This is a genomic window from Acetobacter cerevisiae (assembly GCF_001580535.1).
Classification (GTDB): Bacteria; Pseudomonadota; Alphaproteobacteria; order Acetobacterales; family Acetobacteraceae; genus Acetobacter; species Acetobacter cerevisiae.
The window spans coordinates 11,430-34,563 of the sequence record NZ_LHZA01000136.1 but is presented as its reverse complement, the minus strand read 5'-3'; the positions used below and the strand labels follow the sequence as shown (position 1 = coordinate 34,563).

Sequence of the window (23,134 nt, the reverse complement as noted above, 5' to 3'; positions counted from 1 at the left end):
ACGTCTGGCCCCGTCAGCAGAAGTGAAGCCAGCACTCTTATGAGGTGGACGCTATTGTGGCATGAATGATGCAGCACTCAAAGATAGCCTGTTTCGGAAAGGTATCGTTTTTCCGGAAATCCGGCTCCCGGCTTTATCTGTTGGAAGACAGATCTGTTTCCAGAGGCAGAGTCTGCCGGATTTGAGTGGAATAGTCCGGGCCGGGCGTGGCACCCTCTGGCCGCTGAATCCGGCTGCGGTTATGCAACGTGCGGAAGTCCAGATGGGTATCCAGCAGGCCCAGCTTGTAGGCGAGAGAGGCCGTATAGCCGCTGAGCAGAATCCGCCAGTCCAGTCGGTAACGGAAGCTGGCCTGCGCGCGTGTCAAAATGCCCGTGGTGCAGTTTGATGTGAGGGTATTATACCACTCCGGCGTGTGGGACAGGTGATCGACTTCCTGCAGATAGCTTTTGAACAGGCGTTCTCTGGCTGCTGGTGAGAGAAGGAGCCGATACAGATAGACACGTTCCTTGCGTACGTCTGTCCGCACACCAATCAGATCCCGCTCATCGGCCACAACGTAAAACAGTTCATAATGGTGGAAGAAGCCGGCAATGGCGGAATAGGGAAACTTTTTCTGGCGGCGCGTTTCAATGGACATCGCCACATGCCGCCCGTCCCTGAAGCCGAAGCTGAGGAAGACATGCGCAATGCTTTCCCCTGCCCAGTAGGACGTAACCAGATCGACGGAAGAGAGGTCATCCAGCGCATAATCCGCATCATAATAGCGGGGTGTATAGTCGCTGGGTGTTTTGTAGATGAAGTTGCGGACGTGGTGCAGATGTACTGTCCGCCCCTCCAGTGAAACACTGGCTGGCACCGCATATTCTCCGGCCCAGTCCCGGTTGTTTTTCGGTGGGTCCGTCACATACCAGACGGCAAACGCGGCACTCACGCCAGCCAGCGCCAGCCGGGCCGTCTGGTGCGTGCGCAGGAAGAACGCTGCGCCCAGAACCAGCGGAAACAGGCAGGTCAGCCCCAGCCGTAGTGCATCCGGCTCCAACGTGGAATAATAGAGAGCCGGTGTGCCAAACGCTCCCAGCAGGAAGGTGGCACAGCCTGCAAACCAGTGGGCCCAGCGTCTGTTATGTGCGGGTTTGTTGGACGTCCGCGGCATTAGTGGCTCACCTGTGCGGGCACTGGCGGAATAGAAGGCAGGATGCCATCGGGCGTTTCGGCTGTGCCGGGGCCGTTGCCGTGTGTGGGGACAAACTGGCCGCCAATGGCGGTAATATCACTCTGGCTTATCAATCCGCCTTCCAGAGTGCCGCCCTGCGTGCGGGCCAGATGGTTGCGGAGGATACGGCGGATTTCAGCAATGGTAATCGGGTTGGACTGTGTGGAGTGGCCGGAATGGCGGACGACCAGTTCAGAGTCCACATCCGGTACATGCGCGCTTTCATACTTCACAACGCCATCATCAGAATTTTTCAGACTTTTATTGCCCAGAACAGGAATAATGGAATGGGTGCGCACATCCGGCACCACAGGAATGGAGGCCAGAGACTGGATGAAGAGACTATGGGGAGACATGCCGTACACACTTCCCACCCGCCAGGGATTCATGTTGAGCCGAGCGACATTCGGGTCACTGACCAGAACCTGTTTGGTGACTTCACGCACCGTGAGCGGAAAGCTCACCATCCGCCCGACAAGGCGCGCCAGAGAGAAATTGGCCATGTAACTGCCGTGCTGCGGGGTGGAGATAAACACGACCTCCTTTGCTTCCGGCAGAGGTGTGGGAAACAGAGCGTCCTGCAGCAACGTCCTGGCATCCGGCGTCAGCTTCAGGGATGACAGCGGGCGGGGGATCAGGCCGTTCCACAGCGTATCTCCGGTGTTAATAACCAGCATCTTGGCCAGTAATCCGCCCTGACTGTGGCCAATGAGCGTGATGTTCCCCAGTGCCGGGTCCGCCTTTGTCCCGCCAAGGTCCGCCACAGCCTGCGTAATGGCGTTGCGGAGTTGCAGAGCGGAATAGGGGATTGGGTTTCCGGTGGCGTAGGAGAAAAACCAGAATTCGTAATGTTTGCGAATGTCCCGGTCTTCCAGCAGGTCATTCACCATATTGGCCCAGCGGGCCGGGCTTGAAGCGGTGCCGTGGATGAGTACGACTGGCATCCGCCCGACCTGATGCGGTTCTATGGTGGCCAGTTGTGGTGTACGGCCATTGTCAAAAAAACGACCGTCCAGAAACCCTTTATATTCCGAGGACCAGTCCATTGCATCACTCAGGCTGAGCGCGCGGGCTGCTGTCTGATCATATTGTAAGGGGACCGGTTGTGGCGCTGCCGGAGTGGTGGGTGTTGTATGTTCGCTCAGGTCTTCATCAATAGCTGTCAGATCCAGCCTGCCGCGCAGGGCGCTGGTCAAAACCTGCTGGCGTGGATGATCGAGTGACAGGAGAAGGTTAAGCGGTACCCTCAGTTTTTCCGTAATCTGGAAAGAGCGGCTTTCCGGGTGGTCCATGTGAGGGAGTGCGCCGACGGGTTCGCCAAGTCCGGTATGGCTGTAAACATTTTCCAGCCCCCGGACGGAAAGCCGGGCCATGGGGCGAATATCCTGCAACACATGGTCATGCCATACCAACTGGCTGGGCGTCGTACTCAGATCCAGCGTGCCGAACGGTAACGTCCAGCGTTGGGGTGTGAGGCTGACGGGGCTGCCAAAGGCTTCTGTCAGCGCCAGCATATAGAGGTCACAGGTCTGCCGGACATGCAGGTCGTACGCTTTTGGCCGTTCGTTTTCCGGGCCATTGGGGTTGAGATACGCGTAAGCATACAGGGCGGATGCCATGAATTCGGCCCGGTCTGCATGCCGGTGGGCGTGCATGTAGCTGAGTTCAGCGAGGGCAAAAAGCTGGTCAGCCAGACCCTGCGCATAAAAATGAGCCTGTGTCAGACTGCGGAGGGTGGCGATGGTCTCTTTAGGGTGGTTTTCCCACGCGCTCAGCAGGTTTTGCAGTTGGAGAACCGTATGAGTGGTATTGCTGAGCCTGCTGCCACTGAGTGCACTTTGGCTGTGTTCCTGATAGGCCTGCCGGAGGGAAAGCGGAGCGACGGAAACAGGAGAAGCGCATCCGGACACAAACAGAAAGGCTGCGCTGAACACCAGTTTTCTGGTGGTTATTCTGGAAAAAAACCTGTTCATAACCTGTCGCAAATTGTTTTTCGTCGCTCTCTGCGCGGACTCTACAGGGTTTTGTGCCATGCTGAAATGATTGTCTGGTCGTTTCTGCCCGGGTTATGGTGGTGTGTTCTGCCCGAACTCGGTATTTTCATCTCCCCATTTTTTGAGCGCCACGATCACGGGCTCCAGCGTACGCCCGCGTTCGGTCAGGCTGTATTCCACCTTCGGGGGAACTTCTGGATAAACCGTTCGTAGAACAAATCCGTCATGCTCCAGTTCGCGCAGCTGCGTTGTCAGCATCCGCTGGGTGATATTGGGCAGGCGCTTGCGGATTTCGTTGAAGCGCAGCGTTCCCTGAAGCAGGTGATACAGGATCACCCCTTTCCATTTTCCGTCGATATATTGAAGCGTCGCCTCAACAGCACAGCCGGGGCTGCACGCAAGTGATTTATGACGAATACGGGTCATGACGGTATCATTTCCGATACTATGGGCGTTAAAAGTGCGTTCTTGTGTGGCAAGAGCATAGCGCTCACGGTGTTCCTGACTCAACAGAGGAGCAGAACTCATGCGCGCCATCGGTTATCAGACACCTCTTCCCATCGAAAATCCGGCTTCTTTGCAGGACATCAATCTGCCAAAGCCTGTTCCTGCCGGACGAAACCTTCTGGTGGAAATCAAGGCTGTTTCGGTCAATCCCGTCGATACAAAAGTCCGTCGCAGCGCAACGCCGGAGGACGGTCAATGGCGGGTTCTGGGCTGGGATGCTGCCGGGATTGTTGTTGCGACCGGGCCTGATGTTACGGACTTCTCTATTGGGGATGAGGTTTTTTATGCAGGTGCTCTCGATCGACCGGGGACCAATGCGGAGTTCCATCTCGTTGATGAGCGGATTGTCGGTCGTAAACCTCGTTCTTTGAACTGGGCTGAAGCGGCGGCCCTGCCGCTGACAGCCATTACAGCCTGGGAGATGCTTTTTGATCGCCTTGATATCCGGCGGTCCGTTCCCGGTGTGAAGCCGTCTCTTCTGATCATTGGTGGCGGAGGCGGGGTTAGTTCTATGGCCATACAACTGGCGAGAGTCCTGACGGATATTACGATTATTGCTACAGCGTCCCGCCCTGAAACGCAGGAATGGGTGAAATCCCTTGGGGCACATTTTGTGGTTGATCACAGCAAGCCTCTGGCTGCGCAGGTTGCTGCACTGCCAACCGGTAGCCCCGGCTTCGTTTTTTCCACGACGCAGACCGATCAGCATGTGGCAGATATTGTGGACTTGCTTGCGCCTCAAGGCCACTTCGGTCTGATTGATGACCCGGCTACCCTTGATGCCGTGCCCTTCAAAAAGAAAAGCCTCTCCCTGCACTGGGAACTCATGTTTACCCGCTCACTGTTTGGAACAGCAGATATTGGCAAACAGGGAAAACTGCTGAACGACGTAGCCCGTCTTGTGGATGAAGGGCGTCTTTGCACGACACTTGGTAAAAATTTCGGCAAAATCACAGCGGCCAACTTGCGCGAGGCGCATGCAGTGATTGAGAGCGGTCAGGCAAAAGGGAAGATTGTGCTTGAAGGCTTTCCGGCCTGAGGTCCGGATAAAACCGTTTTGCAGAAACTGCTCAGAGTTGGAGAAAACGTTCGTGATTAAAGAAGAACATGTGATGGCCTTAAACCGCAGTGGCGGACGGTTTGACCTCACTAAAATTGCCGCGGCTTTCCCGGAAACTGCCGAGACCATGCTTCTGGATACCTATCTGACGGATAAACCTGAAGCCAGTATCAGAGTGTTTCGGATTTATCGGGATATTCCGCCTCATTATCATACCCAGTGTGATGAAGTGCTCCATGTCCTCTCCGGGGAGGGGACATTCTGGATTGATGATCCGGCAGATGAGGCGCCGTTTGCACCGGGGCACCTGCTGGTGTTCCCGCGGCGGGCCGTGCATGCCCTGCCGCGTATTCTGCGTGATCCGGTCATTTTTCTGGCCATCGATACACCCCGTCGGGCACCGGATGATGTGGTTTTTATCAATCCTGCGGATGGCACGCCTGTGGGTTTTATCAAAAGTCTCTGAAGGCATGACGCTGGCAGCAGGACCATATAGAAAGACAATATGAAAAGTCACAGTCCGTCCTCCTCCACCGCTCCTGTCACACGCTGCCGCTGGGCGGAGACAAACCCGCTTTTGCGCACCTATCATGACGAAGAATGGGGCGTCCCTGTGCATGATAGCCGCATGCTGTGGGAAATGCTGATGCTGGAGGGGTTTCAGGCGGGCTTATCCTGGCTGACGGTTCTGCGGCGGCGCGAGGGTTTTCGGAAAGCTTTTGCTGCGTTTGATCCTGAGCAGGTGGCGCGCTTTGATGAAGCCGATGTCGAGCGTCTGATGCAGGACCCCGGCATTATTCGGGCGCGGGCCAAAATTCAGGCGACAATCGGGAATGCGCGGGCCTATCTGGCCATGCAGGAGCAGGGCGAGGATTTTTCTGCGTTCTGCTGGGGAATGGTTCCCGGTGCGCCGGTGGTCAATACAACAGGGCAGGTGCTGGCGCAGTCGCCTGCGTCTCAGGCTCTCTCGAAAGCCCTGAAGCAGCGTGGCTTCAAGTTTGTTGGTCCTGTGATTGTTTACGCGTGGATGCAGGCGGTGGGCATGGTGGTGGATCATGACCCCGCCTGTTTCCGGTATGATGCCGAGAGTTAAATCGGCTTGGTGTTAAATACGATTAAAGGCAGTTGAACTCCGAGTCTCGCAAAAATGTGAAGTCTCTGAGGTGGATGGATAGGTCGCATTCTCAACGGGGATTTTGGGTTTTTGTTGGCGTGAAAAGCCTTAATACATTGAAAAACAATAAGAAAATATCCACAAATCTCAATCGTCTAAATTTAATAAAATAGAAAAATAACAACTATTATAATCGTGTTTTTATTGACGAGCCGCATTTTTGCTCATAGGGTCGGGCTCACCTCACCACCGTGAGGCAGTAATGAAATCAGGGAGCGGTTTTGATGACGCTGCGAATGTGCAGGGACCCGCGATGTTGCATGCGAATGCAGCAGATCAAAGGTCACAGTGTGCAGAACAGGCACACTCTATAATCCGCCGGGAGTGAAACTGCCGGCGGAGACACCCCTCAAGGGGTTTTGTTTTCGAGGTCAGTCATGATACGTACTTCAAAAATTATCGAAATAGACGGCGTTTTTCTGGGAACAGCTATTCAGCTTAGTGGTGATCAGGGGCAGCGCTTTTATGCGGCTCATGAGAGTGTGCGTGCGCTGCACAACGCCATTAAGCCTGATGTAGCGATGCTGGCTCGTCAGGTCGCGCAGACGTTCCGCCAAAATCAGGCTGTTTCTTACGCCGCGTAAACAGGGCTGTCAGTCAGAGGGGGTGCCCCTGACTGACAGCCTTAATGTGTTCGTCGTCCAGATCCGCCAGATCCAGTTTCCGTAACAATGTGAGCAGATCATCCAGCCTGGCGTCCGCCAGTGGTGCAGCATTAGACGAGGACTGATCTGTCGGGTCAAAGCGTTCCGCCAGACGGCTATACAGGTCTGCCCGCTGGAGGACCGCCTGTGTCGGCTCGGGTGTTTTTTCCATCCACCAGACACTGGCTGCTCCAGCCAGCTTCCGTAACAAAAAGAGAATTTCTCTTGCTTTGCCGATCTGGTCGGAGCGGCGGAGCCCTTCCAGCCGTGCAGTCTGGCACTGAATTTCTGCAACGGTGCTGGTCGTGCCAGCCTTGCGGCGTGCGCTTTCAATCTGGTGCCAGCTCAGGATTTCCGGACCTGTGGCAAGTGCTGCGTAACGAATATTGGCCCGGAACGCATCGGCTACCTGTGCGGCCAGAGGGGCACCACGTCGTTCTGGCCAGAGCAGGAAGCAACCCGCAAGTCCAACCAGACTGCCGATAATGTTGTTGATGGCGCGCGCCAGCGCCACATCCCACCCCAGACCGGGGCTGACCAGATCCGTCACCAGCACGAAGAGCTGGGTCATGAACATCACGCACAAGGTGTAATTGACGCTCCGCAGCGCAATAGTTGCCGCTGCCAGCGGGAAGATCAGCAGCAGGATGCTCCAGACGGGCAGGAGTACGCCCATCACCGCCGCCAGCAGGCCGCCTGCAATACTGCCAATAACGCGCTCAATCGTGCGGGGGAGGGTAGTTGTTACGCTGGGCTGCGTGACAACAACGACGGCCATCATCGCCCAGTAGGCGTAAGGCAGGTCCAGTTTGAGAGAAATGGCATACGCTATCAGCACCGAAACACAGAGCCGCGCAGCGTGTCGCACGCCTTGCGCCCGTGGTACGGCAGCAGGGCGGGGTGCGCCGCGTTGCGTCTGCCCGGCAGGCTGAGCGTGTGACGTGGAGAGGGTCTGCCAGGCGGTAATCAGGTCCTGCACAGCCCGCGCGCAGACATGCGCCCCTTTACCAAACAGATCTGCATCCTGTTCCGCAATGCGGGCCAGAAGACGCTGCTGGCGATGCAGGCGCTCGGGGCGGGGTTCCGGGCGCTGGGCCTCTCGGGCCATACGGTGCAATGTTGTGGTGACAACGCGCACCGTGCGGCGGGCTGCGTGGGAGGTCTCGCCCGATAAGACGGCATGTTCAAAGGCGATCAGCGCGATAAAAATCCGGTCACAGGCTTCAATAGCCGGGAGAAGGGTGGCGCGGGTTCTGCTGCTGATGGCGTCAGCGGACAAAATCTCAATGCGGCCACGTGTCCGTTCAATCCGGCTGCGGATTTCCCGCCGGAACGCCCCGATGGACGCACTTTCCTGCTCCATATCTGGAGCGCCGGGCGTCATGTAGTCCAGCAGACGGCGCGTCATGCGTTCTTCTTCCCGCAGTACGGCGGAACAGGCCAGCCGCAGGGGCATATACGGGTCTACCGGCCATGCCAGAACGCAGATCAAAGTGGCCCAGATGGCCCCCAGCGCAAACAGGCCGGACAGCCGCACGGCTACTTCTGGCGGAAAGGGATAACAGACCGCTACCACAGCGACGATGGCTGCCAGAACACCAATTTGCGTGGCTGTTGCCCCGCGTAGGCGGAGGAGCGCACAGCCCAGAACGCTCACGCCGAGTGCCACAAAGGCGGGGAGCATCCCAAACCCTGCGGCTGCGGAGACGGACCCACTAATCACCGTGCCAAGTGCTGCAAATTTAAGCATGGTTTCCAGCCGGGAGCGCAGCAGGCCGCCGGGGTCTACAAGGCAGGTCCAGAACGCAGCAAAGGCGGACCATGCCATAAGGGGCATGTGCAGGTACAGCGCCAGCAGCATGACGGTGCCAACAGCTACCCCCGCGCGCAGCCCTTCCCGCACGGCCACCTGTTCCGGTGCAATGGCAATGGCCCGCACACCCAGCCAGTGTGCAATGGCGGAGGGCATCAGGGTGCGAGAGGCCGCACGCATGAAAGTCTGTTTTCCGGGCAGAGAAAGAGGCAGGTTTGTTTTCATGGACAGTTAAGGCTGAAGGGTGGAAGGACGGAGGAGGGCAGAGGCAGTGCGCCGTCCGCCATCATGCCGGAGAGAGGGGCGTTTTCTGCAAGCAAAAAAGCAGACCACACCGGGATGTGGTCATTCTGCAGGATAGGAAATGCTGGAAGAGAAAAGCCCTTGATGCGAGAGGACACCGCACGCAGGGCAGGCGGGTGGTGAGTCCGGGGTGTCGCCACGAAACGGCGTATCAGGCCAAAAGATGTTCGGGCACACTGATCCTCTGAAATTATACGTTATAACATACTCATCTCATATTCTGGCCTGCACTTCAACAGGGACAGCGAGACGCTTAGAACGTCACGCTTGTATGCAGCCCGAAAACCGTCTCATTGCCAATGCGGCGCCCCGTAGAGGGATAACGCGGGTCGGCTTTGCCGCCCATTGGGTTCCAGATTTCCTGAAAATCCGGCTGGATAACCAGCCAGGGCTGGACTTCCGCCTGATAGGTCACTTCCAGATGGTTTTCATTGCCGGGGATAAGGCTGCCTGCGTTCCGGTTATATTGACGCCAGCCAGAGCTGGAGCGGCCAATGCCCCAGCCAACGCCAAATGTATCGTTCGGGCGGCTCAGGAAAGGCGCTTTAAGGTTCAACCCGGCATCCGCCGCAAAACTCACCAGATTGCGGTCCCCGCTATTTCCCGTGGCGCGGGCAAACAGACCCAGAGAGCGATCGGATTTATAGGAAGGCCGCCAGACCATCTGGTCAATAACGCCATAGACCATCCAGTTTCCCCGGTCCCAGCGTGGGGAGCCGCCGTTTTTCCCCATCAGCTGGTCGTGCGTATTGTAACGATAATCCGGAAAATTCGCGGTGTCGTAAAAACCGCCCAGCTTATAAATGCCGGGCAGGCCGGGATCTTTGGTGGCGTCCGAGAGGTCTTCCGGCTGACGGTTGAGCGTGTAATGCAATTCCCCGATCAGCAACGCGCCGGTGCCGGTATTAAATCGCGTGCCGCTGCCATCATGCGTGACCTGATTGGTGGGGTCCGCTGCATTGCCGCCATTCTGGATGTTGAAGGCGTTATAGCGGCTGCCCGGAGGGTTATCATCCGCAACGGCCGCCAGAAGGGTCCAGGCATGGGTCAGGTGATAACGGACACGCAGAGCCGGGGATGACAAAGGCCATGAGGGTCCGCCACTATACAAATTGACAGAAGGCGCCATGGGCCAGCCGAAATTGGAATTTAGAAACAGACCGCCATATTCAGTCAGCATGAATTCCGATTCCAGATTCTGCTGCCCGATCCTGACGCCAAGTTTGCCGTTAAAGAACAGCTGCCGGTACCAGAGTTCAAACAGGCGCGTAGAGCGGTCGGCTTCATAACTGCTGACGGGGTTAAAGTTGGCCAGATGGTCCTGCGTGATGGAACGTCCGCGGGTCTGTAGGGCACTAATGGTAAAGATCCCGCCTTTCAGGCCAATCAGTTTTTCCAGATCAACGGTCAGGGTCGGGGCCGTGATGGCATCATAGGCCGGGCCGGAGCCTTTCCCGCTGTGGGCATCCATGGTGCTGGGAGCCCCGCCGGAGGTGTTGCCCCACAGTTCTTCCACATCTTCCATCTCAAACGTGATGCCGTATTTATACAACCACGTTCGCAGGCCGCCCATCGTGCCCAGCAGGTTGTCACTGGTGTCCAGATCATCATTGCCGGTTTTGCTGGCGCGCGGCAGATGCAAAGCATTGATGCCGATGCCCATGGCGGACTGGTTCATGAACGGGGCCGAGTTTCCCAGACTTTGCTGGTCCCGCTCGGCCTGATCATCCACCGGGCTTTGTGCCAGTCCGGTTGCCGGGAGCAGGCAGGCCAGAAGGGACAGAAGAGTCCGGGATGCAAGGCGAGGCCGCCTGAAACGCTGCTCTGTATGCCCCGGGAGGCTGGTCAGAAAGGCGGCCCGCATAATGCACTGGTTTCCTGTGGGAGGCGTTCTAAACAACACTCCTGTTTGCGATGACAGTTTTTGCCATTCTACTGCCCTGCCCTCTGAGGTCAAAGTTTCTTGCGGTCCTGCCGGACCATGGGCGGGTTGTGTGTGAAGAGGAGGAGGGTGTTAGTTCTGCGGTGCATCGCCCAGAGCGCCGGTTGCAAAGGCCAGACTGGCAGCTGCAATCAGGGCGGCATAATAGGTGTCTGAATGGCCAAGCTGCGCATCCAGCAGACCTGTTTGTGCCAGCGTGGCCTGCGTGATGGATCCGACCCCGCTCCGATAAGCGGCAAAGGCAGCGTTAAAGCTGGTTTGCGCTGCGGTTTGCAGGCGGCTTGCTGCTGTGTAGGCGCTCAGGCTGCCATGCAGGCTGTTTTCTGCCATGACAATCTGTTTTACGGACTCATCAACAGTTTTACGCAGAAGGGTCTGAGCACTATCTGCCTGATTTTTGGCCTGCCGCAACATCGCAGCCCGCATGCCACCATCAAACACCGGCACGGTAATGCCACCCAGAATAAGGCTGCTGAAATTGTTGGTCGACAGGTTCAGAGTTGGGTTGGAATCTGCACCAATGCCGGGCACGGAAGACAGCGCCAGATGGCCGGTGGTGTAGGCAACGTTGCCGGATAGGAAAACCTTTGGAAGAAACTCGGCTTTTGCAGCGGCAATATTGCTTTGTGAGGCTTTTGCCGCAGCATAGGCTGCCAGAACATCCGGGCGCTGCGCGACGGCCTGTCGGACCATATCATCTGTCAGACGCATGTCGGCCATTGTCAGCGGGCGGTTTGAAATATCCTGTGTTTGCAGGCGTGTATTAGGGGAAATCCCCATGGCGGTCATCAGGTCCAGATAGGTATTTTCTGCGGTATTCTGGGCCTGCACAAGCCGGAGTTCTGCCTGTGCCGTCATCTGCTGGGCTTGTGTCACATCCACAATGGTGCCTTGCCCTTGTTTAAGGCGCATTTCAGCCGCAGCCTGCACTTTTCTGGCATTTTCCAGAGCCTGCTGAACCAGTGTGACACGGGCCGCTGCAGCGGCATGGGTATAAAAAGCCAGTGCCACTGCGTAGATGATTTTCTGATGCGCCGCCGTAAACAGAATATTGGTGGCGAGCTGCGTTTGTTTGGCGGCGTTGACCACGGCCTCCCGCTTCCCAAAGTCAAACAGCAGCCACTGCATGCTGAGCGTCTGCACTTCGCCATGTCCGGAATTGCGATTGCGGACGCCGTCTCCAAGGGATTCCGCCTGATTGATCCCGTTATTGATAACGTTTCCGATATCCCCGGCATTGCTCAGGGTAGGATTGTTGCCGTTGTTGTGTTGGTGCGTATAACCGCCCACCACAGTCGCACTTAAATGCGGCAAATAAGCTGTGCGGGTAATGCCCACCGCCAGAGCGGCATCGCGCGCAGTGTTCCACGCCTGCCGGGTAGTGGGGTTGGCCGACTGCGCAAGATCAATCAGTTCCGGCAGGGAATAGGTGTGCGTTGTGCTGACATCCGCATCTGCCGGGCGCGGGGCAATGGTTTCGTTGGCAGGCAGTGTGTAACCCGCAGGCAGAGCAAGCGCGTGTTTGTTTTTGCCCGGCAGCAGTTCGTCTTTGTCGGACACATTGGGCTGCCATGGTGCATCTGGCCGATCCGTTGCGCTGTTCAGAGCTTCCGTTGCGCAACCTCCCAGCAGAAAAAGCAGGCTTGTGGTCAGGCGAACTGAGCGGAGGAAGAAGCGGGTCATGACACCACCTTGTCCAGAGAGGCGAGTTGGGCAGACGCAGCGGGGCGCCGTGCGGGGATCAGACCGTCTTCTGTCAGGCAGGAAATCTGGCTGGTGATGGCCTGATAGCTGGCGAGTTCATCCATGTTGGCGCACAAATGGATGGGCTCAACGCTGGCAAATTCAATCATACGTTCAGCCTGTGCCAGCGCACTTTGCACGGCGGCGGCCTGTTGCAGTTCATCCTGCACAGAGGAAGCATTGAACTGCGCCTGCAACGCCTTCAGAGTGGCGGAAACTTTATCCCGGATTTTATCATAAGCACTGGATGGCCAGAAGCTGGTAAAAACGGCATAGGTGATGAAGTTTCCAAGGAGAATGCCGATAATGCGGTCTCGCGCTGTTGTCATGTCCGATGTCGGGCCATAGCCCTTCAGGTCTGACAGGAAAAAAGCCAGACCAATCTGGAAGCCTGCATAGGCAATCCGTTCATCCCCCGATTTAACCCATGCAGCAAGGAGAGAGCCTGCAAAAATCAGCGCCAGAAAGGCGGCGATATTGGTCAGATGCGGCATGATGAAAATGATGGAGAGGATGCCCAGTGCGCCCCCAACCAGAGCTCCGCTGATACGCAGGGTCAGCTTGGAAATCATTTCTCCCATGGTGGGGAGTGCGACAATAAAACAGGTGATGATGCAGGTGTGGATGCCGTCCCAGTTCAGAATCTTGAAGATAAAATAGCTGAGCATCACAGCTGCTGTGCCTTTCACGGCAAAGCGCACATGTTCCGGGTTGGTCCAGGCATCCGGTGCGAAAAAACCGGAGGAAGAGGGTTTGCTTTTGGCTTTTTCGGAGGACTCGTCTTCTATCGGTTTCGTAAAATCTGGCAGCAACGCAGCGATCTGTGCAAGAGCCGGAGAGGTGTAAGGCACAGGAGGTTGCCCGATATCGGTTGGATAGCCTCCGCTCTGAAAAATATCTGCCATTTCAAGCAGGGTTTCAATCAGGGCTTCTGGTGCGTGAGGGTACGTGTCAGATGCGTTTGTTGCCTCACACGCAGCAGCATGGGCGAGGGCCAGTACACCGACACTCCGCGGAATAGCCTGTTTCAGACTGGCAAGATCCTGCTTGCGCCATAGTTTTTCCAGCCCAGCCATTTTCAGGGACATCATCATGCCTTTTGTCCCGTCGCGCAGCAGGGCTTCGGCCTGATCACGCGTCTGCTCATCTTTAGGGTTGCGCAGCAGGGCAGCACTCAGGCGCAGATGGTGGGCAAGGGTGCGGGTCAGAATGGTTTTGGGAGACGGGCAGATAAAGGGGGCTAGGCACACCATGACAGCACCCGGCACCAGAATAAACAGGTCGGCATAAAGCAGGGCGCGGGTTGCCAGTTCTCCAAAGGGCACATTCCCGATGGCGATCATGGCATACACCACAACCAGCCCCAGCATGTAGGCTACTGGCTTCAGCTTGCTGGCGGAGCCGAGGAAAAAGAACCCGAAAGATAAAACGGCTGTAGCGATGACAAGGCCCATCGGGTGGTCCAGTGTCAGGTGCATCAGCCCGAACATCATGAGGATGATGACGCCAAACAGGATGTTAACGGCCAGCCCGGCCAGCACATTGGTCACACGGTCTTTTTGCCACAGGGCCATGGTGACAAGGGCGGGCACGGCAATGTCCGGCACTTGCCAGATCTCCCCCACCAGCACAGTTGTGGTGCAGGCCGCCGCAACCCGCAATGCGTTGCAGCCCCGGCCGGGCGCACGCTCCGTGACAAGCTGCCAGAGGCGGGCCGCCGTCAGTGGTGGTTTGTTAGTGGCAGGCTTCGCCATGCCGGATCTCGACTGTGGCTGTGGCGCCAAGCCGCAGCAGGCGTGGGTCCGCCGGGTCCAGCCGGATGCGCACGGGGAAGCGCTGCGCCACATGCACCCAGTCCATCTCTCGGGGGACCAATGGCAGCCCCCGGGCGAGACCGGCGGACTCTAATGAAGCGACACCCCAGCCAATGCTTTCCACATGGCCGCGCAGGGGCGTGCGGCGGTCAATCATGGAATAGACTGTTGCACAGTCTCCCGGCGTGATGGCCGGCAGGGTGATTTCCCGAATATTGGCGCTGGCGTACCAGGCGTCATTGGCAATCAGTGTGAAAAGAACCTGAGAGGGAGCCAGAATTTCCCCTTCCTTGACGCGCAGACTGGTGACGTAGCCATCGGTCGGGGCGACGACGGTTGTCTGGCGCAGGGCGTAACGGGCCTGATCCAGCATGGCCTGTGCAGCCTGCTGGGCGGCAAGAGAGCTTTTCAGATCCCCGATGGCAATCTGCGCGGCATCGGCCTGCTGATGGCTCTGGGAGAGAGAAATGGCGGCATCATTCAACGCCACTCGAGCCTGATCATATTGCTGCCAGGGGATATAGGCGTGGCCGGCCAAAGGTTTAAGGCGTTCCACTGTGCGGGCTGCCAGATCATGATTGGTCTGCGCACGGGTCGCCTGATCCTCAGCAACAGCCGCATTGGCAGTTTTGACAGCCAGCAGGCGTTTCTGGTTTTCCACTTCCGCGGCTGCCAAGGCCAGATTGGCTTCTGCCTGATGCACGGCTAGTTCGTACGGTTCCGGGTCAAGACGGTAGAGGAGGTCTCCCTTTTTAACGGCCTGATTCACGTGCACAGGTAATGCAATCAGGCGGCCGCCGACCGTGGAAGCCATATGCACCACTTCGGCATCAATGGAGCCACTATCGGACGAGGGATAGGCGCTGTCCTGACGCGAGACGTACACGCCCAGACCAATGGCACCCAGAATGCAAACCGCAGCAATGGCAAGCCCGATGGGGCTGGTTGTGGAAAGAGAGACTTTCTTCATACTCTACGGTCCAAACCAGAGGAGCCATGTCAGCAAGGCGGTGATAACCCCGAGGGACAGGTAGGTAAACAGGCGCAGGCTCAGTATGGCATCAACGCCAGTCAGCACAAAAACCACGCGCAGGCTGACAGCAGCGGCAATGCCGATCATGCCGCACAGCATCCAGTCTGGAAAATACGCACCGACCAGTGAAAAAGAGGGGGCGCCCTGTACTGTGCATCCGCCAAGCAGAAGAGCAGAACTGATGCCAAATGGGCGGATGGACAAACGAAGCATGGCTGCAAAGTGGTATAATTTTGACAAGTCTGTCAATCAGTTCAGCCAGAGGCAAGAAGCTCATAGTGAAAGGATGGGAGGACGGTAGATGACAACACCAGTCGTGATTTACGGGATCAAGAGTTGTGACACCATGCGTAAGGCCCGGAAGTGGCTGGACGAGCACGGTGTGGCCTATCAGTTCCATGACTATAAAAGTCAGGGCATTGACGCCGCGCATCTGAAAAAATGGATGGATGTGGTGGGGTGGGAAACGCTGCTCAACCGTGCGGGAACAACCTTCCGCAAACTGCCGGAAGACCAGAAAACCAATCTGGATGCCACCAAAGCTCTGGCGTTGATGCGGGCTCAGCCATCGATGATCAAACGACCCGTTCTGGAGGCTGGTTCTGTTGTGGTGGGATTTAAGCCGGAACTTTACGCTCAGACATTTGCGGCGCGCTAGGAGCGCCGACTACCCCCGGCGAGAAAAGCCGGGGGTAGAGGAGAACAGGATTAGTCCTGATCAGGGGCAGCAGCAGAGTTCAGGTGGATGTAGCGCTCAATGCCAACCTGCTTGATCAGATCGAACTGGCGATCGAGGAAGTCTTCATGTTCTTCTTCGTTCGTCAGGATTTTCAGCAGCAGGTCACGAGAAACGTAATCCCGCACGCTTTCGCAATAGGCAATGCCTTCACGCAGGTCGCCAATTGCCTTTTCTTCAAGCTTCAGGTCGCATTCCAGAATTTCCTTCACGTCCTGACCAATCAGGATGGTGTTCAGGCGCTGGACGTTCGGCAGGCCACCCAGGAAGAGGATGCGTTCAATCAGCCAGTCGGCGTGGCGCATTTCTTCGATGGATTCTTCATATTCCTTCTTGCCCAGCAGGGTCACGCCCCAGTGGCGCAGGGTGCGGGCATGCAGGAAATACTGGTTGATGGCCGTCAGCTCGTTTGTGAGCTGGGTGTTCAGATGTTCGATAACTTTTGCGTCTTTAACCATGATGCGGACTTTCTGTTCAAGTTGAGAACTTAGGGCCAGCATGTAACGCAACCTTTTATAGAAGGCAAATAAAAAACGCTTTTATATCAATAGAATATAGGAATTAAGTCTCACTATCAACAAGAGGTATTTCTTATCAGATACTTCTGCAAAAGTGATGTTTTCCAGGTCACGGAGATGTGAGTGGTCTCAGGAGTGCTCGCAGCGCTGCCTGAGGAGGGCAGACGCGTCAGGGTGTGACGGAAGTTGATTGGGTGTGTGGCGGGAGGGTTTGCAGGCGTTCCTGCAAGGCTGTGTAAAGCGTGGGATCTCCTGCCTCGCCCAGACTGGTCAAAGCCCGATCCATGGCGAGAAGAATATCTGACGTGGCATCCGGGAGGGCTTGCCGCCACCAGTGTAGGGCATCATCCACATGTCCGGCGTCAGCCAGAGCTGTGGCGTAGTTATGGCAGCCGCGATAATCACCGCCTTCAGCGGATTTGCGATACCAGACTAAAGCCGCCTCTTTATCCTGAGGTGTCTCCCAGCCTTCTTCCAAAAAGCGTGCCAGAAGGTTCATGGACTTGGCGTGCCCGTTGTGTGCCGCTGTTGTAAAAAGCCCGAGCGCCTTTTTCATGTCACGCGGAATGCCAAGGCCACGCATGGTCAGAATGCCAAGATTATAACGGCCCCATTCATCGCCGAGGCTGGCAGCAGTTTCATAATGGTGAGCGGCCTGTTGCAGGTCCTTCTTGCATCCCCACCCAAAATGGTGGCACCGGCCTATCATATTGTGTGCAGGGCCGTATCCGGCATTGGCGGCCATAGTGAACCAGACTAGGGCCTTAGAGTGATCAGGCGCGACATAGGCACTATTCAGCAGCACTTTCCCCCATAAAACCTGATCCAGGTGATGGCCCCGTTCCGCGCGTTGACGAATGGCGTCTATTTGCTCCGGCAAAGGGGTCTGGGCAGGCTTTTTGTTTTTATGTGGCCGTGAAAACAACTGCTGCCATACGCCCGGCCCTGACATGATCTCCACTCCTTATTTGAGAAGGATTATCATTATCAAAGTAGGGGGCGGGTGGCAATTGCGGGGAGCGAGGGGTGGCTATGCAGATTGGGATACCTTGTTGGCAAAATGCTCCTCTATACTCAGAACACGCAGGCGCGAGTAATTTCCATCCTTATTGTCCACAAAGCCCACACTTGAAACAAAAGGTTCAATAATATGGATTTTTTGTAAAGGTGTAATAATAAGAAGCTGCATGTTGAGTTGCTGGAACAGCCGCAGGCCGTATTGGGTGGAGTCATCAGACCCACGGCCAAAGGCTTCATCAATCACCACAAAGCGGAAGGAGCGCGAGCGTACTTCGCCCCATTCCAGTCCGAACTGATACGCCAGGCCGGCAGCCAGAATGGTATAGGCCAGCTTTTCCTTCTGGCCGCCAGATTTGCCCCCGGAATCTGTATAATGGTCGAACTCGGTCTCATTCGCGCGCCAGCGCTCACTGGCCGCGAAGGAAAACCAGTTGCGTACATCAGTGACTTTTGCCGTCCAGCGGCGATCCTGTTCCGCAAGGCCTTCACGCCCGCGGAAGCGTTCGATCATGGTTTTCACCAGATAAAAGCGCTGCTCGGAATACTGTTCGGTATCATCCCCGGAAACAGCATTTTCGGTGCAGGCACGGAGGGAGGCCTGAAAATCGCGGATTTCCGCGTCCTGCGTCTGGTGGGCTTCAAGCCGGATGTAGCGGTCCGGGTTATAGTCAATCTGGGTCAGGGACGTATTGATGACGGCAATTCGTTCCTTGATAATCTCCCGTTCCTGCGCCAGATGCGCATTGAAATTGGCAATTTCGTTAATTGTATTGACTGTCAGAAGGTTTTTAAAGCGACTGACAAAGCGCGGAAGGTCATCTTTTTTGAGTTGTGCCAGCAACGCGCAATACTCAGGGCCGGCATCCAGATGATCGTCCATGTCCTGCGCTTCGACCGGATATGTTGTCCGGAACTCCCGCATATCCTTCAGAATACTGTCGCGCAGGCAGTCCAGTGTGCGCTGTTGCTGGTCAATCTGTGTGTCCAGCTGGTCTCGCAGTTGCGTCTCAGCAACCTCGCAGGCGTCAAGGCTGGCAAGGTCTGCGCCATTTAACTGTGTTTGAAGCTGGGTGAGTTCCTGCTCATGCTGTGGGGTAAGCGTGTACTCGTTCAGAACCGTCTGGCAATGTTGCAGGCGGGCCTGAAGAGTTTCAACAGACTGATCCAGAAGTGCCTGCTTTTTAAACAGGATCATATACTCCGCTTCAGCCTGCCGTAGCGCCTGTTCTGCATGCTCTTTCTGCTGTTTGAGTTCACGCAGAACATCGGATGTTGCTGTTAGAGCTTCCCGTTCGGCTGTCAGTTGAGCTGCTGTTTGTGCGGCACTCTGCCAGTCCAACTGGGTGTAATCGGGGTAGCGCTCCAGCCGGGTTAGCGTTTCAAAGCGTTCCTGCAGCATTTTACGGGTATTTTCGGCCTGCGCAATTTCACCAGCATGTTTCTGGATCAGCGCTTCCTGCTCCCGCTGCCGCTCTTCAAGAGCTGCAATCTTGATGGCGTTGTTCCAGCCCAGAACATAGCGGCTCCGGTCATCAATCCGGTGGCGGTCATCTTTTTCATGCCGACCGCCCGGTTCCTTGACCTGACCAGACCGGGTAACGGCTTTGCTGGAGCGGCGGAAATCGTCCTGAGTTTCGCAGCAGGTAAAGCTGAAGCGGTGTGCCAGTTCGTTTTCCACCCAGAGCCGCATGGGGGAGTCCGGATGGACTTCCAGTTTCTGGGCCAGTGTATTGGGATGGCGACCGGCATGGGAACCTGAGCGGTGTTGCTGAATGTGGTAGTAAACCAGACGCCCTTTTAGCTGCGTGCGGTCAACCCAGTCCACCACCTGTGCATAGAGATGGTCCGGCACAAGCAGTGATAATGCAAAATTATGCAGCAGACGTTCCGCAGCGCCTTCCCATTCCCGCGCGTCATCGCGCACCCGGATAAGTTCCCCGGCAAACGGCAGATCCTCCGCAGACACATCCAGCGCATCACATAGCATGGCGCGCATGCGGATCTGCCGTTCGTCAATATTACTCTGGCGTTTCCGCAAGCTGTCCAGTTCGGTGATAATCTCGGCGTGCTGGTTTTTTTCTTCGTGGAACAGAATGCTCTGCTCGGTCAGATCCTTTGCAAGCCAGGTATCCTGCTTTTTCCACTCACCTTTCTGCTTCCTGAGATGCTGCGTAAGCTCCAGAAAGCCTTCAGCAGAGTTAGAAGGTTTTTCATTTAGTTTTTCAACAAGTATTGCGTAATGCGCGGCATTTTTGCGCCGGTCTTCACTGGTCTTTTCGGCTTGCTGGATGGCGATGGCTAGTTGCTCAAGCCTGTCGCCCCCGTTGGCATAAATAGCTTGCTTGATCTCGTCCAGCTGCTGCTTGCTGGTGGTGCGTACGGCATCCTGTTCAGTCAGCTGCTGCTGATTGGTTGCGGCAACATCCTGCTCTTTGGCAATTTTCTGCTCAAGCAGGGTGGCTTTCTGGCTGGCAAAATAACCCGGCAAAGCCTGACGGCAGGCTTTGAGCGTGTCATGCCGGTTTTTACTTTCCGTGTGGGCGGTGAGGTCTTCTGTCAAGGGCGTGAGCAGGCTGATCTGCTTCTGCGCTTTCAGGACAGCCTGATGCGAGTCATCCAGATCTTCAAAATGAGAAATCAGGGCATGGATGCGTTCAGTGGCGTCAAACTGTGCCAGCATGTTTTCCCGAACAAAGTCTGTGATATTATCAACAGACTTCATGGAAACAGTTTGCAGAAACAGATCTAAAGCCTGCTCGTTTTCAATCCCGAAGCGGCGACGGAACCATGCGGCATAGCGGTTAAAGCTGTCTTCTACTTCCGCACCCTGCGCACGCAGGTTTTTACGCAGTTGCAGGATATCCGTCCCGAACCCGGTAAAATGCTCCTGAATGGACAGTTCTTTTTCCGCGCACACAAAGAAGCGTGCAAGCTGCACCTGCTGTTTTTTTATCCAGAAAACCTGCGCCAGTGTGACGGTTTGCAGATACCCTTCGTTTTTGAAAACACCTAGAATAACCGTGTAGCTTTGTGTGTCACGCAGGCTAACTGATTTAGTGGAACCGGTTGCGTCGTTGCGTTCGGATTTATAATGGCCGGTCACGTAGGAGCGCAGGGAGCGCTCACGCGTATCAGCCCCAGCAGCTTTGTTATAAACAATGCGCTGTGCGGGAACGAGCAGGGTGGTGATGGCATCCACCAGTGTGGATTTGCCCGAGCCAATATTACCGGTCAGCAGCGCGTTCCGACCGTTGAGGTCAAAGCGCCAGATCCGCTTGTCAAACGTGCCCCAGTTCAGCACTTCCAGACGATGCAGACGGAACCCGGCCAGACGATCATCCACGGCAAAGTCGAGCGGGGCTTGCTGGGTGTCAGTCACGGTCGGTCAGTCCTGTATCGGCATGGTCAGGAAAAAGCTGCGATTCAGCTGTGGTGTTCTGTTCTGGCGTGGCGGGTACGCCTGTAAGGGGCAGGTCCGTCTGCTCAAGGCTACGGGCATGCGCCAGATAGGCTTCCAGCCGTTCATCCAGCGTCGCCAGCCATTCCGCATCAATATAGGCCTTCAGGATGCGCCGCACCTCGTAGCGAGGCGGGGCGTTGGGGGCATCTGCACTGGTGGGGGGGAGGGGGCGCAGAAAGCCAAGTTCGGCCACGCGGCGGATATAGGTTTCAATCTGCGCGAGTTGCCGGACTTCATTGCTACTTTCTGGCAGAAAGGTCTGAAGCATGGAGGCGATATCATCGCGGCTGAGGATAAGGCGGGTCTCGCCGCCCATGGCATCAAACCGGACCAGTTGCTGGCGGAGCAGGGCTAAAAGCAGACTGACATGGAAGGAGAGCGGACGCCGCGCAATCAGACGGAGCATGCGGGATGCGCCTTCTTCCTCTTCCGGCTGCGGTGCGCTGCGCAGATACGCATAGCCCTCGGCGGGGTCGATAATCAGAACCAGCCCCAAAACGACGACATAATCCCGCACCTGATTTTGAAGGCGGAGCAGATGTCCCCACAAGCCTTCATCTTCCTCCCGGTAGATCACGCTTTTTAAGAGCGTAATGGCGAGCGTGGAGAGAGAAGCTGGCCCGTGAGCCGAAGCCTCTGTGTCCTCTGGGATATTGACCGTCTGGCTCATGCCGACCTCACAAAAATTACGCGTTGCAGGGTGGCGTGGCGCGTTATGATGGACCCATCCGTTGTCATAATGTCCCAGTTTACATGATCGTTTATCTTTTCATCAATGAGGCTCTCAAAGCGCTCACTGCTGAGCTGAAGATAGGCCACGAGTTCAGACAGGCCCTGTTCCAGCGGGTGGCGACGCAGCAGCGCAGCAAGGCTGATTTGCGGGGCTTCCGCCAGCGCCTGCTGAATGTTTTCGGTCAGGCGCACGCGGTCCACCACGACCTGTTCATAAAGGGCTATGGGGTCCACATCGTCCCCCGTGTCTTCCGGCAGCGGGTCAACCGTCAGGATCGTGGGGAGCGGGGGCGAATAAAGAGGCCGTTCCATAATAAGGTCAGGGGAGGCGGCCATGGCGTCCAGATCCGTCAGCGCCTCATCGGGCGGGCAGTCGGACAAGTACGGGCGTGCGGCGATGGCGTGGGCCTCGATATTATGCAGGATTTCCATAATGCGCCGGGTTTCCTGCCGGCTCTGGTCATCCAGAAACTGACGCAGGCGGTGGGACAACTGTGCGACGGTGCGCTGTGTGTGGTCGCCCGCTTCCAGCCAGTCATAATGAATACGGCGCAGGCGTGGGTCCGGGTTCTGCGCCGCAATGACGGGCAGGGAGAGAATATGTTCCAGCTGTTGGGAAAGTTCTTCCTGTCTGCGGCTGGACATGAGGAAGTTCCAAAAGGCCTGAAAACTGCGGCCCTGATCGGATTCATTAATCAGATCATGCTGGGCCAGAATTTCATCCAGCAAAGCGCCTTTGGTGCCATCCCATAGAGCAACGCGTTCCCGCACCGCGCGGTCCAGACGGCGAAAATTATGTTCTACTTCACGGAAGTCGGCGAGAAGATCGCGCGCCATGCGGGTGAACTGGGAGAAGCGTTCCTTGATGCCGGTATCATCCATCAGGCTAAGATCCCCGCTCTGAATGCGGGCAATTTCGGCGTCAATTTCATCCCGGCGCTGGTGCAGGTCGGCAAGGCGCTGGTCCGGGTCGCTCTGGGTGCCTTCATTCATCTGACGCAGGAGGTCGAACAGGGTCCGCAGACGGGATTCTGTGCCGACAAAGCTGCGCTCTGCCAACTGCTCCAGCCATGAAAGTGCTTTTTCGGTAGCCGGGGTCATGTCGAACACGGCGTTGTCTGTGCCGAGCTGATAGAATTTTCTCAGCCAGCCTTTGTCGGGAGACGCCCAGTCTTCCAGATACTCCCGGGCGGTTCTGGGAAATGCGTTTTCATCCAGCTGCTGGCGCAAAGCATAGAGCGTGTCCTCCAGCGCTTCCGCCATGCTCTCGGCTTCCAGACTGCGCACGTTGGGGCGTACGAAGGCCTGATGCAAAAAGCTGAGAATAAGGGGGGCATGGTCCGAGCATAACAGGCGCCAGGCCGGATTATGCTGGCGCATGCTGTTGAGAGTTGTGAAATCAAGCTTCATCTGCGCCCGCCTCTA

The 23,134-nt window shown here is 56.5% G+C and carries 19 protein-coding genes; 5 read left to right on the top strand and 14 right to left on the bottom strand.

Features of this window, described 5'->3' with window-relative positions:
- Positions 1 to 133: 133 nt before the first annotated feature.
- The 3 genes from AD928_RS06205 to AD928_RS06195 form a co-directional block, all read right to left on the bottom strand.
- Entirely contained in the window at positions 134 to 1,156 is a 1,023-nt protein-coding gene (locus tag AD928_RS06205) for an Lnb N-terminal periplasmic domain-containing protein (protein ID WP_062249116.1), read from the bottom strand.
- Positions 1,156 to 3,189 carry a lipase family alpha/beta hydrolase gene (locus tag AD928_RS06200; RefSeq protein ID WP_156470121.1) on the bottom strand — a complete coding sequence of 678 codons (2,034 nt, stop codon included), beginning with the start codon at positions 3,187 to 3,189 and terminating at the stop codon, positions 1,156 to 1,158. The genes AD928_RS06205 and AD928_RS06200 overlap by 1 nt, the downstream gene beginning before the upstream one ends.
- Before the next feature lie 93 nt (positions 3,190 to 3,282).
- Positions 3,283 to 3,636 carry a winged helix-turn-helix transcriptional regulator gene (locus AD928_RS06195; RefSeq protein WP_209436667.1) on the bottom strand — a complete coding sequence of 118 codons (354 nt, stop codon included), beginning with the start codon at positions 3,634 to 3,636 and terminating at the stop codon, positions 3,283 to 3,285.
- Positions 3,637 to 3,736: 100 nt separating this feature from the next.
- On the opposite strand from AD928_RS06195, the gene AD928_RS06190 reads away from it, so the two are divergent.
- The 4 genes from AD928_RS06190 (at position 3,737) to AD928_RS06175 (ending at position 6,535) form a co-directional block, all read left to right on the top strand.
- Positions 3,737 to 4,756, top strand: a complete 1,020-nt coding sequence (locus tag AD928_RS06190) for a zinc-binding alcohol dehydrogenase family protein (protein WP_062249112.1) — start codon at positions 3,737 to 3,739, stop codon at positions 4,754 to 4,756.
- 52 nt (positions 4,757 to 4,808) lie between these two features.
- Positions 4,809 to 5,243: a cupin domain-containing protein gene (locus tag AD928_RS06185; RefSeq protein ID WP_156470120.1), complete on the top strand. Its 435-nt coding sequence runs from the start codon at positions 4,809 to 4,811 to the stop codon at positions 5,241 to 5,243.
- Between the two features lie 39 nt (positions 5,244 to 5,282).
- On the top strand, positions 5,283 to 5,870 hold the full coding sequence (locus AD928_RS06180; RefSeq protein WP_062142972.1) for a DNA-3-methyladenine glycosylase I: 588 nt from the start codon (positions 5,283 to 5,285) through the stop codon (positions 5,868 to 5,870).
- 458 nt (positions 5,871 to 6,328) lie between these two features.
- Positions 6,329 to 6,535: a hypothetical protein gene (locus AD928_RS06175; RefSeq protein ID WP_062249110.1), complete on the top strand. Its 207-nt coding sequence runs from the start codon at positions 6,329 to 6,331 to the stop codon at positions 6,533 to 6,535.
- A gap of 13 nt (positions 6,536 to 6,548) precedes the next feature.
- Here AD928_RS06175 and AD928_RS06170 read toward each other — a convergent pair whose 3' ends face one another.
- The 6 genes from AD928_RS06170 to AD928_RS06145 all read right to left on the bottom strand — a co-directional run bounded on the left by AD928_RS06170 (position 6,549) and on the right by AD928_RS06145 (position 15,483).
- A complete protein-coding gene (locus AD928_RS06170; protein ID WP_233419978.1) occupies positions 6,549 to 8,588 on the bottom strand; it encodes an FUSC family protein in 2,040 nt (679 codons plus the stop codon).
- 376 nt (positions 8,589 to 8,964) lie between these two features.
- Positions 8,965 to 10,575: a carbohydrate porin gene (locus tag AD928_RS06165; RefSeq protein WP_082779774.1), complete on the bottom strand. Its 1,611-nt coding sequence runs from the start codon at positions 10,573 to 10,575 to the stop codon at positions 8,965 to 8,967.
- A gap of 150 nt (positions 10,576 to 10,725) precedes the next feature.
- Positions 10,726 to 12,336 carry a TolC family protein gene (locus AD928_RS06160; RefSeq protein ID WP_062249106.1) on the bottom strand — a complete coding sequence of 537 codons (1,611 nt, stop codon included), beginning with the start codon at positions 12,334 to 12,336 and terminating at the stop codon, positions 10,726 to 10,728.
- Complete coding sequence (locus tag AD928_RS06155; RefSeq protein ID WP_062249104.1) at positions 12,333 to 14,150, bottom strand: FUSC family protein; 1,818 nt, start codon at positions 14,148 to 14,150, stop codon at positions 12,333 to 12,335. Before AD928_RS06155 ends, AD928_RS06160 begins: the two co-directional genes overlap by 4 nt.
- Positions 14,131 to 15,180 (bottom strand): multidrug transporter subunit MdtN, encoded by a 1,050-nt coding sequence (mdtN, locus tag AD928_RS06150; RefSeq protein ID WP_062249102.1) that lies wholly within the window; start codon positions 15,178 to 15,180, stop codon positions 14,131 to 14,133. Before mdtN ends, AD928_RS06155 begins: the two co-directional genes overlap by 20 nt.
- Positions 15,181 to 15,183: 3 nt before the next feature.
- Positions 15,184 to 15,483: a YtcA family lipoprotein gene (locus AD928_RS06145; RefSeq protein ID WP_231874864.1), complete on the bottom strand. Its 300-nt coding sequence runs from the start codon at positions 15,481 to 15,483 to the stop codon at positions 15,184 to 15,186.
- Positions 15,484 to 15,544: 61 nt separating this feature from the next.
- Here AD928_RS06145 and AD928_RS06140 point away from each other — a divergent pair, with 61 nt between their 5' ends.
- Entirely contained in the window at positions 15,545 to 15,901 is a 357-nt protein-coding gene (locus tag AD928_RS06140) for an ArsC family reductase (RefSeq protein WP_062249098.1), read from the top strand.
- Between the two features lie 50 nt (positions 15,902 to 15,951).
- Here the strand turns inward: AD928_RS06140 and bfr are convergent, their stop codons facing one another.
- From bfr to AD928_RS06115, 5 genes are all read right to left on the bottom strand, one after another.
- A complete protein-coding gene (gene bfr / locus AD928_RS06135) occupies positions 15,952 to 16,437 on the bottom strand; it encodes a bacterioferritin (RefSeq protein ID WP_179193820.1) in 486 nt (161 codons plus the stop codon).
- Positions 16,438 to 16,666: 229 nt separating this feature from the next.
- Entirely contained in the window at positions 16,667 to 17,449 is a 783-nt protein-coding gene (locus AD928_RS06130; protein WP_062249097.1) for a tetratricopeptide repeat protein, read from the bottom strand.
- 78 nt (positions 17,450 to 17,527) lie between these two features.
- On the bottom strand, positions 17,528 to 20,896 hold the full coding sequence (locus AD928_RS06125) for an ATP-binding protein (RefSeq protein WP_062249095.1): 3,369 nt from the start codon (positions 20,894 to 20,896) through the stop codon (positions 17,528 to 17,530).
- Positions 20,889 to 21,647 (bottom strand): DUF4194 domain-containing protein, encoded by a 759-nt coding sequence (locus tag AD928_RS06120; RefSeq protein WP_082779773.1) that lies wholly within the window; start codon positions 21,645 to 21,647, stop codon positions 20,889 to 20,891. Before AD928_RS06120 ends, AD928_RS06125 begins: the two co-directional genes overlap by 8 nt.
- Positions 21,644 to 23,119, bottom strand: a complete 1,476-nt coding sequence (locus AD928_RS06115) for a DUF3375 domain-containing protein (protein ID WP_062249093.1) — start codon at positions 23,117 to 23,119, stop codon at positions 21,644 to 21,646. The genes AD928_RS06120 and AD928_RS06115 overlap by 4 nt, the downstream gene beginning before the upstream one ends.
- Positions 23,120 to 23,134: the final 15 nt, after the last annotated feature.

Bases quoted from the DNA above. Each gene is read 5' to 3' on its own strand.
- AD928_RS06170 (WP_233419978.1), bottom strand. From the start codon at position 8,588: ATGCGTGCGGCCTCTCGCACCCTGATGCCCTCCGCCATTGCACACTGG.
- AD928_RS06165 (WP_082779774.1), bottom strand. From the start codon at position 10,575: ATGCGGGCCGCCTTTCTGACCAGCCTCCCGGGGCATACAGAGCAGCGT.
- AD928_RS06115 (WP_062249093.1), bottom strand. From the start codon at position 23,119: ATGAAGCTTGATTTCACAACTCTCAACAGCATGCGCCAGCATAATCCG.
- AD928_RS06120 (WP_082779773.1), bottom strand. From the start codon at position 21,647: ATGAGCCAGACGGTCAATATCCCAGAGGACACAGAGGCTTCGGCTCAC.
- AD928_RS06155 (WP_062249104.1), bottom strand. From the start codon at position 14,150: ATGGCGAAGCCTGCCACTAACAAACCACCACTGACGGCGGCCCGCCTC.
- AD928_RS06200 (WP_156470121.1), bottom strand. From the start codon at position 3,189: ATGAACAGGTTTTTTTCCAGAATAACCACCAGAAAACTGGTGTTCAGC.
- AD928_RS06180 (WP_062142972.1), top strand. From the start codon at position 5,283: ATGAAAAGTCACAGTCCGTCCTCCTCCACCGCTCCTGTCACACGCTGC.
- AD928_RS06160 (WP_062249106.1), bottom strand. From the start codon at position 12,336: ATGACCCGCTTCTTCCTCCGCTCAGTTCGCCTGACCACAAGCCTGCTT.
- AD928_RS06140 (WP_062249098.1), top strand. From the start codon at position 15,545: ATGACAACACCAGTCGTGATTTACGGGATCAAGAGTTGTGACACCATG.
- AD928_RS06205 (WP_062249116.1), bottom strand. From the start codon at position 1,156: ATGCCGCGGACGTCCAACAAACCCGCACATAACAGACGCTGGGCCCAC.
- bfr (WP_179193820.1), bottom strand. From the start codon at position 16,437: ATGGTTAAAGACGCAAAAGTTATCGAACATCTGAACACCCAGCTCACA.
- AD928_RS06175 (WP_062249110.1), top strand. From the start codon at position 6,329: ATGATACGTACTTCAAAAATTATCGAAATAGACGGCGTTTTTCTGGGA.
- mdtN (WP_062249102.1), bottom strand. From the start codon at position 15,180: ATGAAGAAAGTCTCTCTTTCCACAACCAGCCCCATCGGGCTTGCCATT.
- AD928_RS06190 (WP_062249112.1), top strand. From the start codon at position 3,737: ATGCGCGCCATCGGTTATCAGACACCTCTTCCCATCGAAAATCCGGCT.
- AD928_RS06195 (WP_209436667.1), bottom strand. From the start codon at position 3,636: ATGACCCGTATTCGTCATAAATCACTTGCGTGCAGCCCCGGCTGTGCT.
- AD928_RS06130 (WP_062249097.1), bottom strand. From the start codon at position 17,449: ATGTCAGGGCCGGGCGTATGGCAGCAGTTGTTTTCACGGCCACATAAA.